Source organism: Sporofaciens sp. JLR.KK001 (genome assembly GCF_036941055.1).
Taxonomy (GTDB): domain Bacteria; phylum Bacillota; class Clostridia; order Lachnospirales; family Lachnospiraceae; genus Sporofaciens.
Genome location: NZ_JAYMNO010000001.1, coordinates 1,549,921 through 1,564,377 on the forward strand (window position 1 = coordinate 1,549,921; position 14,457 = coordinate 1,564,377).

21 protein-coding genes and 1 pseudogene are annotated in these 14,457 nt (G+C 40.2%); 13 read left to right on the forward strand and 9 right to left on the reverse strand.

All coding sequences use genetic code 11. The features are described from left to right. Positions 1–4: 4 nt before the first annotated feature. Positions 5–1,285 (forward strand): recombinase family protein, encoded by a 1,281-nt coding sequence (locus VSQ62_RS08360; RefSeq protein WP_334634266.1) that lies wholly within the window; start codon positions 5–7, stop codon positions 1,283–1,285. Between the two features lie 529 nt (positions 1,286–1,814). Here VSQ62_RS08360 and VSQ62_RS08365 read toward each other — a convergent pair. From VSQ62_RS08365 to VSQ62_RS08395, 7 genes are all read right to left on the reverse strand, one after another. Further along, positions 1,815–2,285 carry a helix-turn-helix domain-containing protein gene (locus VSQ62_RS08365; protein ID WP_334634268.1) on the reverse strand — a complete coding sequence of 157 codons (471 nt, stop codon included), beginning with the start codon at positions 2,283–2,285 and terminating at the stop codon, positions 1,815–1,817. A gap of 97 nt (positions 2,286–2,382) precedes the next feature. Then, positions 2,383–2,619, reverse strand: coding sequence for a hypothetical protein (locus VSQ62_RS08370; RefSeq protein WP_172537373.1), 237 nt, complete (start codon positions 2,617–2,619; stop codon positions 2,383–2,385). A gap of 133 nt (positions 2,620–2,752) precedes the next feature. Further along, positions 2,753–3,193, reverse strand: a complete 441-nt coding sequence (locus VSQ62_RS08375) for a helix-turn-helix domain-containing protein (protein ID WP_334634270.1) — start codon at positions 3,191–3,193, stop codon at positions 2,753–2,755. 145 nt (positions 3,194–3,338) lie between these two features. Further along, positions 3,339–3,512: a cysteine-rich KTR domain-containing protein gene (locus tag VSQ62_RS08380; protein WP_016293016.1), complete on the reverse strand. Its 174-nt coding sequence runs from the start codon at positions 3,510–3,512 to the stop codon at positions 3,339–3,341. Between the two features lie 12 nt (positions 3,513–3,524). Next, positions 3,525–4,256 carry a DUF6796 family protein gene (locus VSQ62_RS08385; protein WP_016293017.1) on the reverse strand — a complete coding sequence of 244 codons (732 nt, stop codon included), beginning with the start codon at positions 4,254–4,256 and terminating at the stop codon, positions 3,525–3,527. Between the two features lie 3 nt (positions 4,257–4,259). Continuing rightward, complete coding sequence (locus VSQ62_RS08390; RefSeq protein WP_016293018.1) at positions 4,260–4,880, reverse strand: TetR/AcrR family transcriptional regulator; 621 nt, start codon at positions 4,878–4,880, stop codon at positions 4,260–4,262. A 61-nt stretch (positions 4,881–4,941) separates the two neighbouring features. Then, the gene (locus VSQ62_RS08395) at positions 4,942–5,136 is read right to left on the reverse strand and encodes a hypothetical protein (RefSeq protein ID WP_016293019.1); all 195 of its coding nucleotides are present in this window, start codon (positions 5,134–5,136) and stop codon (positions 4,942–4,944) included. A gap of 285 nt (positions 5,137–5,421) precedes the next feature. Here VSQ62_RS08395 and VSQ62_RS08400 point away from each other — a divergent pair, with 285 nt between their 5' ends. The 4 genes from VSQ62_RS08400 to VSQ62_RS08415 all read left to right on the forward strand — a co-directional run bounded on the left by VSQ62_RS08400 (position 5,422) and on the right by VSQ62_RS08415 (position 8,614). Next, a complete protein-coding gene (locus VSQ62_RS08400) occupies positions 5,422–6,639 on the forward strand; it encodes a tyrosine-type recombinase/integrase (protein WP_334634271.1) in 1,218 nt (405 codons plus the stop codon). Continuing rightward, positions 6,633–6,944 (forward strand): hypothetical protein, encoded by a 312-nt coding sequence (locus VSQ62_RS08405; RefSeq protein WP_334634272.1) that lies wholly within the window; start codon positions 6,633–6,635, stop codon positions 6,942–6,944. Before VSQ62_RS08400 ends, VSQ62_RS08405 begins: the two co-directional genes overlap by 7 nt. 166 nt (positions 6,945–7,110) lie before the next feature. Beyond that, entirely contained in the window at positions 7,111–7,599 is a 489-nt protein-coding gene (locus VSQ62_RS08410; protein ID WP_334637605.1) for a tyrosine-type recombinase/integrase, read from the forward strand. Positions 7,600–7,681: 82 nt separating this feature from the next. Continuing rightward, the gene (locus tag VSQ62_RS08415; protein ID WP_304973926.1) at positions 7,682–8,614 is read left to right on the forward strand and encodes a tyrosine-type recombinase/integrase; all 933 of its coding nucleotides are present in this window, start codon (positions 7,682–7,684) and stop codon (positions 8,612–8,614) included. A 106-nt stretch (positions 8,615–8,720) separates the two neighbouring features. On the opposite strand, the pseudogene VSQ62_RS08420 reads toward VSQ62_RS08415, so the two are convergent. Then, positions 8,721–8,997, reverse strand: a pseudogene (locus tag VSQ62_RS08420) (TnpV protein). Positions 8,998–9,149: 152 nt separating this feature from the next. Here VSQ62_RS08420 and VSQ62_RS08425 point away from each other — a divergent pair. The 4 genes from VSQ62_RS08425 to VSQ62_RS08440 all read left to right on the forward strand — a co-directional run bounded on the left by VSQ62_RS08425 (position 9,150) and on the right by VSQ62_RS08440 (position 11,372). After that, complete coding sequence (locus VSQ62_RS08425; protein ID WP_334634273.1) at positions 9,150–9,317, forward strand: recombinase family protein; 168 nt, start codon at positions 9,150–9,152, stop codon at positions 9,315–9,317. Between the two features lie 293 nt (positions 9,318–9,610). Continuing rightward, on the forward strand, positions 9,611–10,597 hold the full coding sequence (locus VSQ62_RS08430) for a transposase (RefSeq protein WP_334634274.1): 987 nt from the start codon (positions 9,611–9,613) through the stop codon (positions 10,595–10,597). Positions 10,598–10,657: 60 nt separating this feature from the next. After that, positions 10,658–11,131 (forward strand): DNA-directed RNA polymerase subunit alpha C-terminal domain-containing protein, encoded by a 474-nt coding sequence (locus VSQ62_RS08435; protein ID WP_334634275.1) that lies wholly within the window; start codon positions 10,658–10,660, stop codon positions 11,129–11,131. A 58-nt stretch (positions 11,132–11,189) separates the two neighbouring features. Continuing rightward, a complete protein-coding gene (locus tag VSQ62_RS08440) occupies positions 11,190–11,372 on the forward strand; it encodes a hypothetical protein (RefSeq protein WP_334634276.1) in 183 nt (60 codons plus the stop codon). A gap of 300 nt (positions 11,373–11,672) precedes the next feature. Here VSQ62_RS08440 and VSQ62_RS08445 read toward each other — a convergent pair whose 3' ends face one another. After that, positions 11,673–11,870, reverse strand: coding sequence for a hypothetical protein (locus tag VSQ62_RS08445; RefSeq protein WP_334634277.1), 198 nt, complete (start codon positions 11,868–11,870; stop codon positions 11,673–11,675). A gap of 84 nt (positions 11,871–11,954) precedes the next feature. On the opposite strand from VSQ62_RS08445, the gene VSQ62_RS08450 reads away from it, so the two are divergent. From VSQ62_RS08450 to VSQ62_RS08465, 4 genes are all read left to right on the forward strand, one after another. Continuing rightward, positions 11,955–12,101, forward strand: a complete 147-nt coding sequence (locus VSQ62_RS08450) for a hypothetical protein (protein WP_334637607.1) — start codon at positions 11,955–11,957, stop codon at positions 12,099–12,101. Positions 12,102–12,185: 84 nt separating this feature from the next. Continuing rightward, a complete protein-coding gene (locus VSQ62_RS08455) occupies positions 12,186–12,509 on the forward strand; it encodes an ATP-binding protein (protein WP_334634280.1) in 324 nt (107 codons plus the stop codon). A gap of 72 nt (positions 12,510–12,581) precedes the next feature. After that, positions 12,582–13,109 (forward strand): ABC transporter C-terminal domain-containing protein, encoded by a 528-nt coding sequence (locus VSQ62_RS08460; RefSeq protein ID WP_334634283.1) that lies wholly within the window; start codon positions 12,582–12,584, stop codon positions 13,107–13,109. Between the two features lie 1,035 nt (positions 13,110–14,144). Next, positions 14,145–14,366 (forward strand): hypothetical protein, encoded by a 222-nt coding sequence (locus VSQ62_RS08465; protein ID WP_334634285.1) that lies wholly within the window; start codon positions 14,145–14,147, stop codon positions 14,364–14,366. The last annotated feature ends 91 nt before the right edge of the window (positions 14,367–14,457 follow it).

Below are 14,457 nucleotides of genomic sequence, written 5' to 3' on the forward strand. Positions count from 1 at the left end.
ACCTGTGTTCAACGAATGGTATGCGGCGCAGACCTCTAAGAAAATCCGTGCAGTGTGGCAGTCCAAAGCGGAACACGGCGAACGTATCGCTTCTATCGTGCCCTATGGGTACAGAAAATCGGAAGATAACCCAAAACAATGGGTAATCGACGAACCGGCGGCACAAACCGTAAGGAAGATTTTTGCCCTTTGCCTTGCAGGGAAAGGCCCGATGCAGATTGCAAGGCAGCTTGAGGGGGAAAAGATACTCTCCCCCGCCGTCTATTTTGAATCCATCGGCAGGAAACATGCGCAGAAAGTCCCCAAAAACCCTTATGGGTGGGAACAGGCGACCGTTGGCTATATCCTTGAAAACAGGCAGTACACCGGCTGCGCCGTCAATTTCAAAAGCACTACCGTCAGTTACAAAGTCCATAAGAGAATCCAGCACAGCGAGGAAGACTACCAAATCATACCCGACATGCAGGAAGCCATCATCTCCGAGGAGCAATGGCTGAGAGTGCAGGAGCTTCGGAAACACAAGCGCAGGCCGACAAAAACAGGCAGGACAAGCCTTTTCTCAGGACTGCTCTACTGCTACGACTGCAAATCGAAAATGCACTTTGTCGCCGCCAAGAGCATGAAACGGAAACAAGAACATTTCCGCTGTTCCCAATATAAATCCGGCAGAGGAAATTGTGCTATGCACTATATTCGTGATATTGTCCTTGAAAGGCTTGTGCTGGAAGCTGTCAGCGACTTATCCGATTTTGTACGCTGTTATGAGCCGGTATTCCTGTATCTGCTGGCAAAGAAAAACAACGCCATGCGGCAGAAGGAATACCAACAGCTTCAGAAAGCGATGGAGAATGGTACAAAGCGGATAGCAGAAATCGACAGGCTGATTGAAAAGGTATTTGAGCAGAACGCAGGCGGCATACTCTCTGATGAGCGGTTTGCTAAAATGCTTCAAAGCTATGAAAAGGAGCAGAAATCACTGACGCAAGAAGTGGAAGAAAACCGCCAGACCTTGCAGAACGCCGAACAGCGGGTAATGGATTTAAGGCTTATCTTACGCACTTTGCGGGAGATAACCGACATTAAAGAGCTTACCCCTACGCTTGTCAATTCGCTGATTAAGCGTATCGAAGTCCACAACAGCGACAAGTCCAGCGGTCACAGCCATGTGAAGGTGGATATTTATTTTACAGCGGTGGGTATGATTGATATTCCCACCGAAAAAGAAATCCTTGCCACAATGGAAGAAATACGGAACAACCCGCAGGACTTCAAATTTGTGGCGTAACAAACGAATACAGTGTAATCCCTTTTATAGAGTTACACTGTATCCCACATAAAAACATCCTTATCTGGCGACAGCAAAGGCTCTGTGACATTTACGGTTATAGGAGATATATATTCTGTTATATGGAGATTCTACTTCTGGTTTCATGGTGAGAAGTAGCGTTGCATGGGCAGAGATTTTTTTAACTGGCTTCCTGCCATTCCCCGATATGCTATGTATGGATAAACCCTACGTTGTATAAGCAGATGGACAACTGCCCGAAAAAAGGACATAAAAAACCTCCAAACTCTAAAACAGGTCTGGAGAGTGTCTGTTAAGTCTTTTCGGGCATAGCAATACCGCCCACCATAACACCGTTTTTTATATGGTGGGCGTTTGCCTTAAAACCTTATGAAACAAAACAGAGCCGATAAACTGTGAGTGCTCACTTGTTCATTGGCTCTGCGTCTTAAGCGTCTGGCTCTGTAATGATATATCGTTCTACCCGACAAATAGGGTTTGCATATCAATAGGATAAAATCATTCGTTCTTATCTTGGTTTTATCTCATAATTTTTAAAAAACCACTTGACCAAAAGAATAGCGGCAATAGCTATTGATGGCAAACCCAACAGATTGTTAAAGTTTATTTCTGGAAAGAAATAATTCAAAACCATATTAAGCACAAAAAATGAACTGAAAGTTACAATCAAAATTTTCAATATAGAATTATATTCTCCTTGTGCTTTTTCTTTTTTCGCCTGTAATTCCATAAGGTTTTCTTCCGCTCTTTTCTGATAATCCTCCATAATAATCCTTTCCCCGCTAAGCAGTTCATTTACAGTTATGCCCAGTATGCTGCACAAATCAAGCATTAGAGAAACATCTGGCATACTTTTTCCTGTTTCCCATTTAGAGACTGCTCTATTGGTAATATTTAATTTTTCAGCCAACTGCATTTGCGTAAGCCCTTTTTCTTTTCGACAGGCTGATATAAATTTTCCTATCATTTCTTGTTCCATGTTCCACCTCCTGGCAGTTATTTTACAAGCTAAAAACAGATTGTGAAACGAACTAACAGTTGATTGCACCCAATTCAACCATCAGTTGATTAGGTAATTATTTTGTATTTTCTTTTATGACTTTTTTACTATTTTTATATAAAGAGAATGTTATAAAAAATACTAATGATGGTGGAACGATTAATTTTACTGGGCTTTCATTAACTATAAACTTAACTGGGCTATCGTCACCCATTATAGTACACATTACACCTGCTATAAATATAAACGCTGATATAATGGATAGAGCCAAAAATAAATTTTTCTTCATTCTTGTTTTCTTTAAATTAAGCATTTTCATCACACTCCTAAATTACTGTTTTTACTTGATTTTGACTTCATTACAAGTTCATAATTCATCGGCTCTGCGTCTTATGCGTCTGGCTCTTTGATGATAATTCGCATGAATATAGTAAGTTCAACGATTTCTAATATTTCTTATAGATGTATTCTGTGAAAATCCGATAAAAGCAATAAACAATCCATACCATCCAAGTTATTTCCCACTTTTGTGTTATTATACTAATCAATAAATAAAGGACAGCGACAGTAATAGCGATAATCCAATTCGATATTTTTTTCTTCTTGCTTATTTCATTCTTTGATACTTTCACAACATCTGATAACAAGTTCTCATACTCGTTAGCATCGCCGTTTTCTATCCTTTCGCCCTTGAATAATTCCGCTATGGTAATCCCCAAAGATGTAGCTAATGGCTCAATAAGAGATACATCTGGAAATCCAATCCCTCGTTCCCATTTTGAAATAGCTGCACTTGATACTCCTAATTCGTTAGATAAATCCTGCTGAGTACGATTTTGTTCTTTTCTGATAGCAGCAATCAAGCTGCCTGTTTTTTGAGCATTCAATTTTTACACCCTCTTTCTGCCTCTTATATTACCACAAGAAATACTATATTCAACAAACGCTCCGTTGAAATGGTAAACGCTACATTGAATTTCTGATAAAAAACCGATAATGTGTGGTTTCTCACTTGTTCATTGGCTCTGTGTCTTATACGTCTGGCTCTTTGATGACGGTTACTTGTAAATCCTTTACTTCAATCAAAGTTTTCTGCTTGCACTTCGGGCAGTAGAGAGGATAATTTTTCAAAACCGTATCTTTCCGCATTTTGTCACGAGTTTTATTACCACATATAGGACATAATATCCATTCACATTTTTTCATAAATTCACTCCACTAAAAATAATTTTCTTTTTTTGCAATTCCTTTGCTTAAATACATTTTTTTAAAAATGAAAAATACCACAAATAAACTAATACTTTGCTGCCCCCAGTCAAAAATACCTGTAAGAACTGCATTTTGAGGAAGTAATTTTACTAAAACAATAGACAACATCATCACCAATATCGGATTAACCCAAATAAACCACTTTGCAGTAGACCACACGCCTTTTATAGCTGCAATAAACATAACAAATGACAGCATTGCAAATCCTACCGCTGCTAATGCAGAAACAAATATAAATGTAAAAAAGAACTCTTCACTAATTTGTTTTGCACATATTACGTTATAATTTGTCAATCTATTGTATAACCATGCAGTAATTGCAAATACGCAATGATACAATGTCCCTACAGCAACAAATACAAATGATGATATTAAAAATATTTTTCTATATAATGTATTCCATTTTTCCATTAATAAATAAATAGCAAAAAATCCCCAAAATATTAGTAATAGCGCAACTACCCCACATATACCGCCAAAAACAAATCTTATGGCATTTACTTCAGACCATTCCTCAGAAAACGCAGGGAAAAACTTTGCCATTCCTTTTGAACCAGATGGATTAAAACAGCCTAAAAGCATATCACCAACAAAACATATTATTGAACCAATGATTGCAATCTTAAAATACATAGCCAGTGTCTTATCTTTATATTCCTTTTGTAATTTATTCTTTTTCATAATTTATTCTCCATAAAAATCAACGTCATCCATAATCATTTTCCATCCACTGTCAAAAAATTGAGAAACAACTTCCAAACAACTTTCTGCTTCTTCCTTTGAATACCCATTTTGAATAACTTGTTTATAAACAGAAAATTGTGCAACAATAATTAATTCCAGCGCTTTTTTATTGATACTATCTCCCAAAAAACTATAATAAAATTGTTGTGCTTCTGTTATAATTCGCTGAATCGTTTGCTCAAACCAATTTTCTACAGAACTGCCTTTACTGCAATTTAAAAGCAAAATGCAGGCATCATAGTTTGAATACATTAGACTCAAAATATTTTGTGTTTCAAGATGCACAATTTGAACATATTTATCAATGCTTTTATTTTCAATAGCTGTATAGAATAGTGGCATTAAATAAGTGAATTGCTCATCAAATTTTTTACAAACATCAGAAACAAGGCTGCAAAATAATTCATCCTTATTTTTATAGCGAGTATAAAGTGCTCCTGTAGTAATGCCTGCTTTTTGAGCAATTCTCCGTAAAGATGCTTTTGTAAATCCCTCTTTTAAAAATTCTTTATTCGCAGCATTTATAATTTTTTTATCAAGTTCAAAATTTCTAATCGCCATATTCCCTCCAATAACAATGTTATTGATAACAACGTTATTATACTTGAAATTTTTTAATTTGTCAAATGAAAAGATAAAGTGATAACTGCAATTTCACAATGCTGCTACTGCTACGGAATTCATTGCATACTTCATATCTTTTTATATCCAAATCTGAAAGATACCTATCCGATATCGCTCCGTATCCCATCCCGTCATGAATATGAAGTTCTATTGCTTCAATCTTCTCTTCAATTGTAAATTCCTTTTTGCCCATAAAATCACTCCCCATAGTGTAGTCTCGAAATTTTTGTTTTTTCGAGCGTCTATTCTATGGGGAGCATATCAACCCTCTGCCGCCTGTCTGTTATGCGTAGATTATTTCCTCATTCACAATCTCCATTGCACAAGCCCTTATGTTATTCATTCTTCCTGAAATCCAAACTTCAAAGAAATCCAAACTTTTACTCATAACCTCAATGAATACAGTGTTTTGAGGGGAAAAAGTTTGGATTTCTTTTTTTCTTCATCTCCAGCTATCATAATGATGGAGGTGATATAGATGAATTTATTTCATTCAGACAAAACTTATGAAGATCTTCTTCAGGACATGCAGAAGGATGGATACAGCCAGAATTATATGAAATGTGTTAGACGCGAAATCCGCTGGTTGGAAAACCATCAGAACATTTATCATTTTGCTTCTTTTGAAGCTGCCTGTCAGATAAGGGTGGCGCAGACTTCGTCCCCGGAAACACAGGCAAACCGAAAAACGATTTATAATCTTTTTCACCGTTACAGCAAATATGGTAGCTTATCAGAAGGGAAACGTAATCCGCTTTTCAGGTTCGGGGCATACACACAGTTGATCGAGGAGTTTAAAAGCCTGCTTGATATTTATGAAAAAGAAAGCTACAGGCGCGGCCTTAAAACGGGGACAGTAAGGGCCAGTATCTCTGCCTGCAGCGGCCTTTTATTAGCTTTGCAGTCCTCCGGCTTCCGGTCACTGGAGGATGTGACAGAGCGGGGTGTCCTGGATTATTTCTCCCGCAAAAAGCTCAGCAGCAGCACAAAGGTTAATATCGCATCTGTATTTGAAGCACAGACGGGCAGTTATTTCGATTCTGACAGGCGCATCCTCACATACCTTCCCAATCTGCATCGCCGGCGAAAAAATATCCAGTATCTTACGGAAGAGGAAACCCAGGCTGTTCGCAGCGTACTTTCCGACAGTGAGGGTGGGCTTTGCCTGCGCAACCGTGCCATTGGCACTATCCTTTATTTTACAGGGATGAGATCCAGCGATGTGGCCGCCCTGAAATTTTCCGACATAGACTGGAAGAAAGAGGAGATCCGGATCGCCCAGAAAAAAACTGGTGAAGAACTGCTCCTCCCCCTCACGGCAGCAGTCGGCAATGCTATTTTTGACTATGCCACACAAGAACGCCCCGACAGCAACGATGAACACATTTTTCTCTGTAGAACAACCCCCTGTAGACCGATCAGCCCGGGCACAGTGGGAAATATAGCCCAAAAAGTATATGAAGCTGCCTCCATACGCCAAAACAAAGGTGACAGGAAAGGGGCGCATCTGTTCCGTCATAACCTGGCGGCTTCATTTGCAGGCTCCGGCATCCCAGCCCCTGTCATCAGTTCCACTCTTGGACACAGCGATCCAGACTCGCTGAACCACTATCTTTTGGCGGATATCAGCCATTTACGGGAATGCGCAATCGGCATCAGAGAGTTTCCTGTCAGTGAGGAAGTGTTCCAATGGTGAGTTATCAATCCGGGTTTGCTGACCTTATAGAAAAGTATGTGTTTTACCAGGAATCGTCTGGTTCCTGGAGTGAAGTAAGGGCGCGAAATCTAAGGTACTTTGACCGTTTTTGTGCGGAACGTTTCCCAGGCAGGGCCTTATGCCAGGAAATGGTTGATGCGTGGTGTCAGAAACGTGATACAGAAACAAAATCCTCCTGTATTACACGGACAGGGGTAATCCGCAGCTTTATCAGTTATCTTCAAAAGCGCAGGATGACAGACGTCCTGCCTATGCCGGTTCCGAAAGCAGAAAAAAGGACCTGAGTTCCACATGCATTCACAAGAGAAGAACTGCAAAATTTTTTCCATGAATGCGACAGCATAGTCCCCTATAAGCCCTCTCCCAAATTTCTCCTCCCCAAAATGACGTGCCCTGTATTTTTTCAGGCTTCTATACAGCAGCGGCATACGGACAACAGAAGCCCGGAAACTGAAACGAAGCGAAGTCGACCTGGTACATGGGGTTCTTAACATTCATGAAACAAAAGGATACGCCCAGCATTATGTGGCCCTCCACGACAGCATGACAGACCTGCTGAAACAGTACGACCGGGAAGTGGAGAAAATTTATCCCGGGAGGACATATTTTTTTGAGAATGCGATGGGCAACGGTTATTCCAGGCAATGGGTGGTCTATATATTCCGAAAGCTGTGGGAAAAAGCAAACGGCAAAAACAACAGGCCCGTGGCGTATGAACTTAGGCATCATTATGCGGTAGAAAACATCAACCGGTGGGAGGAAGATGCCTTCGGGTTCAGCGAAAAGCTCCTTTATCTTTCAAAATCCATGGGGCATAGCGAAATAAACGCGACGTTATACTATTATTCCATTGTGCCGGGAATGTCTGATATCCTTCGGGAAAAAACGGAAACCGGCTTCAATGAGATCATACCGGAGGTACCCGATGAAAAAGAATGATGAATCTGCCAAAATCGCATACTTTATTTCTGACTTTTTAAATACATATGCCCCAACTTTCCTCACAAACAGCAGACACACTTTGAAATCATACAAGGACAGCCTGGTTTTATACCTCTCATTTCTGGAAACGGAGAATATAAAACCCGACTGTTTCAGCCGGGAATGCTTTGAAAGGGCATGGCTTGAAAAATGGATACTCTGGCTGAAAGAAACCCGCCAGTGCAGCGCGGACACCTGCAATGTACGGTTGGGGTCACTGCGGGTATTCCTTGAATATCTGGGAGAGAAAGATATCGAATACTTATATCTTTATCAGGAAGCGAAAAAAATCAAACGGCAAAAATGCACCAAAAAGAAAGTATGTGGGCTTACACGGAATGCTGTTGCGGCAATGCTCTCCGCGCCGGATCTCTCAACAAGGACAGGGAAACGGGACGTTGTATTTCTGACTGTGCTTTATGCCACTGCAGGACGTCTTGACGAGATACGGTCCATAAAGATATCCCATATCCATTTGGATGAGCCAAAGCCCTACATTATACTTTTGGGAAAAGGCGGAAAAATGAGGACAGCGTATCTTCTTCCGCGTGCCGTTGCAAATATCCGTATATATCTGAAAGAATTCCATGGCGAGAAGCCAGAACCGGAAGCATATCTTTTTTATTCCCGTGTGGGAGGACGGAAAACAAAGCTTTCTGAACCCGCACTTGATAAGCGGATTAAGCTGTGTGCGAAAATCGCCCATGAGAAATGTCCAGAGGTGCCACTTGGCGCACATGCCCACCAATTCAGGCATGCGAAAGCATCCCACTGGCTTGAGGATGGCATTAGTATTGTTCAGATCAGCTTTCTGCTTGGCCATGAGCAGTTAGAAACAACAATGAAATATCTTGATATAACAACGGAAGAAAAAGCAAGCGCCCTTGCCACTTTGGAGATGGAGAGAGAAAAATCTCCGAATAAAAAGTGGAAAAACAACGATGGAACATTGTCTGGCTTCTGCGGCCTGTAAGTATACGTCCAAAAAGAAATCCAAACTTTTTCCCCTCAAAACACTGTATTCATTGAGGTTATGAGTAAAAGTTTGGATTTCTTTGAAGTTTGGATTTTAAAAGAAATCAAAACTTTTGGATTTTTCCTGTCCATTCTAACGCATTTTCAGCCTTTAGCTGTTCCGTTATGCCTTGTGCCTGTTTCATGCCCTCTACGAGCCATTCCAAGCGTTCCTGCGCCTGTGTATGTAACCTTACGGTACTGTTTCAGATAGTCCAAGTGCCGCTGTCCCCATGTGCCTATCAGCTGTTCTTCTTCGGCTGGTAAAGCTATACATGGAATTAGATAATCTCCCTGCTTTTCGTATCTGCCGCCCATTTCCTCAAAAAATGATTTTGCCATTTTGTAATTCCTCCAAATAAGATTATTCTCTCCACCTTATTATGTCTGCTGTCTTAAACACAATTTTAAGTTTTCTCCTTATCTGGGTTCATACATAATAGAATTAACCACAAAACTATTTTTTCACACACCCATAAAAGAGGTTACACACTATGAAGAAACAGACAGAGAAAGACAAACTCACAGCCCTATACGAAAGACTCTCCCACGACGATGGAAACGTCGGGGAGAGCATGAGTATCGGGAGCCAGAAAGCGATCCTGAAACGGAAAGCAGAAGAGATGGGAATCCACCGTTATAAATTCTACGTGGAAATGTAAACCGCTTAATTGATACAAAGGGAATAAACAGAATATGGGGGAAACCGCTAAAAACAAGGGATTCTGGCACGCTGGTTGTTGTTGGAATCCCTTGTTTGCTTTTGGAGCTGTGCCAGGGCAGCATGGGAGCGGCGGATGTGAACAGCCACAGTGGTCATAAATCTGACCCCTCTGAACGTTATCGAAGAAGCCGCTCAGATACGCTTGAAAAAGAGCAGATGCTTTAGTATAATGGAAGCATGGCAGAGACAGGAATCTGATAGGATGTCTGCCATTCATGAGAAAGGCGGTAGATGCCATTGAAAGCAGATACGATCACAAAGGATTATGTTAAAGATGCAGGCGTGTTTGCCGATATTTTTAATTACTATATTTACGGAGGGCGGCAGGTGATCCTGCCGGAGCAGCTTACAGAGCGTGACTCCACTAAGATCGCGCTGCCATACGGTGCGGACGGCGCAGTGGTTCCTGTCCAGAAATTCCGTGATGTGCAGAAGTTGTATGCGGCAATGACGGACGGAAAGATTGAATATGTCCTTTATGGAGCGGAGAACCAGGCCGAAATTCATTATGCCATGGCTGTGAAGAACAATCTTTATGATGCGTTGGAGTATGCAGGGCAGGTGGAAGAGGCGGCAAAGTCACACCGGAAGGAAATGAAGCAGAAAAAAGAACAGGGAAAAACATCCGCTGATGAGGATAGGAAAACACCAAGTGCAGGTGAATTTTTAAGCGGTTTTTGGAAAGAGGATAGGCTGATACCATCCATTACGGTGACTATATTTTTCGGCCCGGAAGAGTGGGATGGGCCGTTAAGCCTGTTAGAAATGATGGATGTGTCAGATCCGGATGTGCTTGCCTGCATGGATAATTACCATGTGCGAATGATAGCCCCTGCACAGATGTCTGATGAGGAGATTATGAAGTTCCAGTCCAGCCTGCGGGAGGTCATGCTGTTCATCAAATATTCAAAAGATAGTGAGAATTTAAGCAGGATATTGGAAGCCAATGCGAAGCGTTTTATGGAAGTGGAGCGAAGGGCGGCAGATGTGATTGAAGCGATCACAAATTCTGGAATAAAATATGATGAAAGTGAAGAGGTGGTTAATGTGTGTCAGGCGATTCAGGAAATAAGGAAAGAATCTGAGAAGAAAAAAGCTCAAGAAGTAGCTGGAAACTTGTACAGAATGGGACTTGATATTGAAAAGATAGCACAGGCGGTTGGTTATGCTGTGGAAACAGTAAAAGGATGGATTGGGATTGAGGGAAGTACTCCTTAAGTTAAGGCATCTTTCCTGTTAGCAGGAATAGAATCAGTTCATTGAGAGAGGCTGATATTAATGTACATTAAGAATAGAGAAGAATACTGCAAGATTCCGATTTCTGCACTGAACTTTTCTACAAGAACGTTCAATTGTTTAAAGCGCGCTAATATTAGCACGCTTTATTTGCTTATTGAGAATATTGAAAATCTAGAAGAAATCCGCAACATGGGATCAAAGAGTATTGCTGAAATCGATGAACTTCTCCATGTAATAGAGGCAAACGGAATATTACAACTTGATGATTTTAAAGATAAAATGAAAAGATCTGGATTTGCCGTTGGGAAAAGACCATCACTTCCAGAAGAAATATTACGTCGTCCCGCATCAGATTTGGATGTTTCGGTACGGATTTGTAATTGTTTTATCATAGAGCATATTGAGACAATAGGTCAAGTGTTAGATTTTAGACCATGCAGATATTCTGCACTTGAAGAATATGGGAACCCTTTCGCAGCAACAGCTTCTGGAACAGATAGATCTTCTTTATAAACTGGGAGAAGACTATTTTAAGCCTGCTCTTATTGAGTCCGAATCGGATGAGGATGCGATGATAGAACATCAATTTGCCGAAAAGGGATTTGATTTTCCAGTAATTGACAAACTTGTTGAGCAGTTTGCTTTTAAAATTGGACATATGACAGAGTGGTTCAATCTATCTCGTCAAAGCATATATAATGTAATTGATAAAAGGTCACCAAAACGAAAATGTAATCTGTTATTGCATGAATGATCGACAGGGTGACTTAAGCTGTATCTTTGTGTATGAAAATGAGATTAAGTGCTTCTTCCTTGCGGACTTGCCAGAAAGCTTACAGCAGGTGATAATGGATATTAATTTCCACAGATTTTCAGAACGCGAACTTTCGGGCGAAGCGGATGGAGATATTGTTTATTGCATTAAAAAACCTTATTTTATGCCCAAATATCCTGAAAAATTCAGGATAAATGCACAGCTTAGAGGGCTTTCTGCTGATGAATATGCAATTTATTTGTCAGGTTATCCCATAGTTGACTGGCTCGTCTGTCTTTGCTATTTATCAATTCTTCGTAACAGAATACTACACATAACAGTAGCTAAAATAAAAATCAAGAGCAGTGGCAAAAGGCTTTCAAATTTAAAAGCATTTTCCGCCAGTAGTTTATATCCCCATGTAGCCGGAAATAGTTTTCCTATTGTTTCAAACGTTTTTGGAAGTAGTTCAATAGGAAACATAATTCCAGAAAGCATGGTTGACGGCAAAAAAACAATAATAGAAAAAGAAGCAATAATTATTACAAACAGAAAAAGAAAATAGCATCATGTCATGAGAAGATTACAAATACCAGGAAAGATTATCTGCATAAGGTTTCCCATGAGATTATCAGCGAAAATCAAGTGATAGTCTCAGAGAACTTACAGATAAAGAATATGGTAAAGAATCATCATCTGGCAAAATACGCCTGTGGAGATAGTAGGTAAGTGTCCTATGGGTATACGAGGTCTATGAAGCAGGAAGCCTATTGGCTTTAGACAATGGGTAGTTTACAGAGAGGAATGGCTGATATGGATTATTTTAGTATAGGGCTTAATATTTTTTGCCTGATAGCTCAAGGCATTCTGCACGTTTACTTTTGTGCCAGCCTCACCGGGAAAAAACAGAAGGCATATCATTTTGTCATATACATTTTCATTTTCTGCATTTTGGACTGGATTGCAAGTTCAGATAATCCGCTGCCGCCAACAGGCACCGGTCTTTCCATTATCAAAGCTGTAACAGAGAAATATCACGGTGTGATGCTGACAGAGAAAATTGAACGGCGGTTCTCTTTGAACGTGTTGCTGAACCTTTCAATACATCCAGAGAGCCTTTCAATACAAAAGCCTTGAAATTCCTTTTTTTCGGGGTAAACTGATAATAGCAATATCAGTTACCTATCTTGTGGATTGGAGGAATATATTATGCAGTCTATTTCTGGAATAAATTCAGGCGCGGCGAAGCCGTATGTGCCGATTGCTGATGTGGATGAACCGAAAAAAGTTCAGCGGCCCGAAGATGAAACCCAATTGCGCCATCAAAAACCTGTGATGGATGAATATGTTCCGGAGGAAAAACCGGAACCAACAGGGCGTTACCGGCTGGGCAAAGACGAGGACGGCAAGCCTAAAATCTATTTCGATGACCCAAAGCGGGCAGAGGATACCCCAGATGTTTCCGATTCCTCTGGTCGGGACAAAAGTGCAAAAGGACCGGAAAGAAGCGGCTCTGACAAAGAGGGGCAAAGCTGCACCTGCAATACCGATAAGGTTGACCGTGAGATTGAAAAACTAAAAAAGCAGAAACAAGAGCTGGAGCAGCAGATCAACAGGGAAACAGATGAAAGTAAAATAGAGGATTTGAAAGCAAAATTGGCACAGATAGAAAAAGAATTGAGCCAAAAGGACAACGACACATATAGGCGTCAGCACGCTGTATATACATACGCTTAATGTTTGCCGCACGACGGCATTCTCTACTCAAATATGAAAAAATAGTCGTTTTTTGACGGTTCATACTGTTATGCCCCACGCCCGAATAGTCTTGTACTGTTCGGGCGCTTTCTTATTTCCGGATCCAGTGACACGGGCTTCGCTGACGTTCCCCGCTCCCCGCCCCCATCTGTTCAGGCCCCCAAAATCTGAGCCGCTTTATGAACATTCTGTAAATAGTATAAAAAAGGACTTGACAATTTGTTTCAGGGTTTGAAAAATGAAACTAGCAATTATAGTATTTAGGTGAAAAATGAATAAATTACAACAAGAAATTAATAGTTTTCATAATAAGTTAGTACCAATACTTGAAAAAATTTTGGAACTTCAGACACAGACTGTTTATGTTCTTTGGCATATTGGCTTTATATTTACGGAGATAAAGAGCTTGCGTTGAAAATTTGTGAAATTGCCCATGGGGTAGAGTTTTCATTCGAATTTAGAGATTGGAATAGTGGTATTCAATAGCAAGGGAATTATTAGGTGAAAATCGAAGAAATAATATCCCGCCGTCTTTATTAGAGTATTGTTTCTCAAAAAGAGTTATAAAGGAAGTCAGCTACCCGCAGATTCTAAGAGAAGATAAGATTGCCGCCTGCAATAGTAAATTCTTAAATACTGAATTGTGTCTGGCGCTTTACAATATGATTGGACTCGGCGAGACAGGATTATATACTGAACTTAATAAAAACTGGGGAAAAATCGAAGAAACCATAGATATTTATATTGATTGTCTCAAAGATGAAATCTTATTTGGAGAACCATAGGAGAGGAATTTATTCGGGATTGCTGTTATCAGGAGATTGAAGGCTAATGCCGATTTCCCCTTTTTGCTGTGCGGAAGTAGTGACAAATAGTTTAGAAAAGGTTATAATAAGCTATCTGGTTCATGAAATAAGTAAACAGACAGAGACAGATATTATGGTAAAAAACAATATAGAAAAAGATGAAAAGAGAACTTATTAGTATGTATAATATAGTAGGAAGGAGAACGATATGAAACGTGAAGAATATATTTCTGATGATGCAGTTGTGAAACGTGCAAATGCGGCGGTAAAAATTGAATTGGAAAAGAAAAAAGCATTAGATATTCCTATAGTTGTTTATGATAGACAGACACAAACGATATATCATGAGAGTAGTGATGGAACGAGAGTAGAGATCGGAACAAGAATGAGAAAGGGGCGTTACAGTGAACGTATTGCTAAAAAAGCCTGAAGTAATTGTATTCGCTGGACCTAATGGCTCAGGAAAGCAGTGATTGGTATTTTGAAGATATTCAGGCGCTGACAAGTATAGAGGACATAAA

Excerpts from the sequence above, each read along its gene's own strand:
- VSQ62_RS08425 (WP_334634273.1), top strand. The coding sequence starts at position 9,150 with ATGAAGAAACAGACAGAGAAAGACAAACTCACAGCCCTATACGAAAGA.
- VSQ62_RS08455 (WP_334634280.1), top strand. The coding sequence starts at position 12,186 with ATGGATTATTTTAGTATAGGGCTTAATATTTTTTGCCTGATAGCTCAA.
- VSQ62_RS08395 (WP_016293019.1), bottom strand. The coding sequence starts at position 5,136 with ATGGGCAAAAAGGAATTTACAATTGAAGAGAAGATTGAAGCAATAGAA.
- VSQ62_RS08435 (WP_334634275.1), top strand. The coding sequence starts at position 10,658 with ATGTACATTAAGAATAGAGAAGAATACTGCAAGATTCCGATTTCTGCA.
- VSQ62_RS08380 (WP_016293016.1), bottom strand. The coding sequence starts at position 3,512 with ATGAAAAAATGTGAATGGATATTATGTCCTATATGTGGTAATAAAACT.
- VSQ62_RS08405 (WP_334634272.1), top strand. The coding sequence starts at position 6,633 with ATGGTGAGTTATCAATCCGGGTTTGCTGACCTTATAGAAAAGTATGTG.
- VSQ62_RS08440 (WP_334634276.1), top strand. The coding sequence starts at position 11,190 with ATGATAGAACATCAATTTGCCGAAAAGGGATTTGATTTTCCAGTAATT.
- VSQ62_RS08390 (WP_016293018.1), bottom strand. The coding sequence starts at position 4,880 with ATGGCGATTAGAAATTTTGAACTTGATAAAAAAATTATAAATGCTGCG.
- VSQ62_RS08370 (WP_172537373.1), bottom strand. The coding sequence starts at position 2,619 with ATGCTTAATTTAAAGAAAACAAGAATGAAGAAAAATTTATTTTTGGCT.
- VSQ62_RS08465 (WP_334634285.1), top strand. The coding sequence starts at position 14,145 with ATGAAACGTGAAGAATATATTTCTGATGATGCAGTTGTGAAACGTGCA.
- VSQ62_RS08445 (WP_334634277.1), bottom strand. The coding sequence starts at position 11,870 with ATGCTTTCTGGAATTATGTTTCCTATTGAACTACTTCCAAAAACGTTT.
- VSQ62_RS08365 (WP_334634268.1), bottom strand. The coding sequence starts at position 2,285 with ATGGAACAAGAAATGATAGGAAAATTTATATCAGCCTGTCGAAAAGAA.
- VSQ62_RS08400 (WP_334634271.1), top strand. The coding sequence starts at position 5,422 with ATGAATTTATTTCATTCAGACAAAACTTATGAAGATCTTCTTCAGGAC.
- VSQ62_RS08460 (WP_334634283.1), top strand. The coding sequence starts at position 12,582 with ATGCAGTCTATTTCTGGAATAAATTCAGGCGCGGCGAAGCCGTATGTG.
- VSQ62_RS08385 (WP_016293017.1), bottom strand. The coding sequence starts at position 4,256 with ATGAAAAAGAATAAATTACAAAAGGAATATAAAGATAAGACACTGGCT.
- VSQ62_RS08430 (WP_334634274.1), top strand. The coding sequence starts at position 9,611 with ATGCCATTGAAAGCAGATACGATCACAAAGGATTATGTTAAAGATGCA.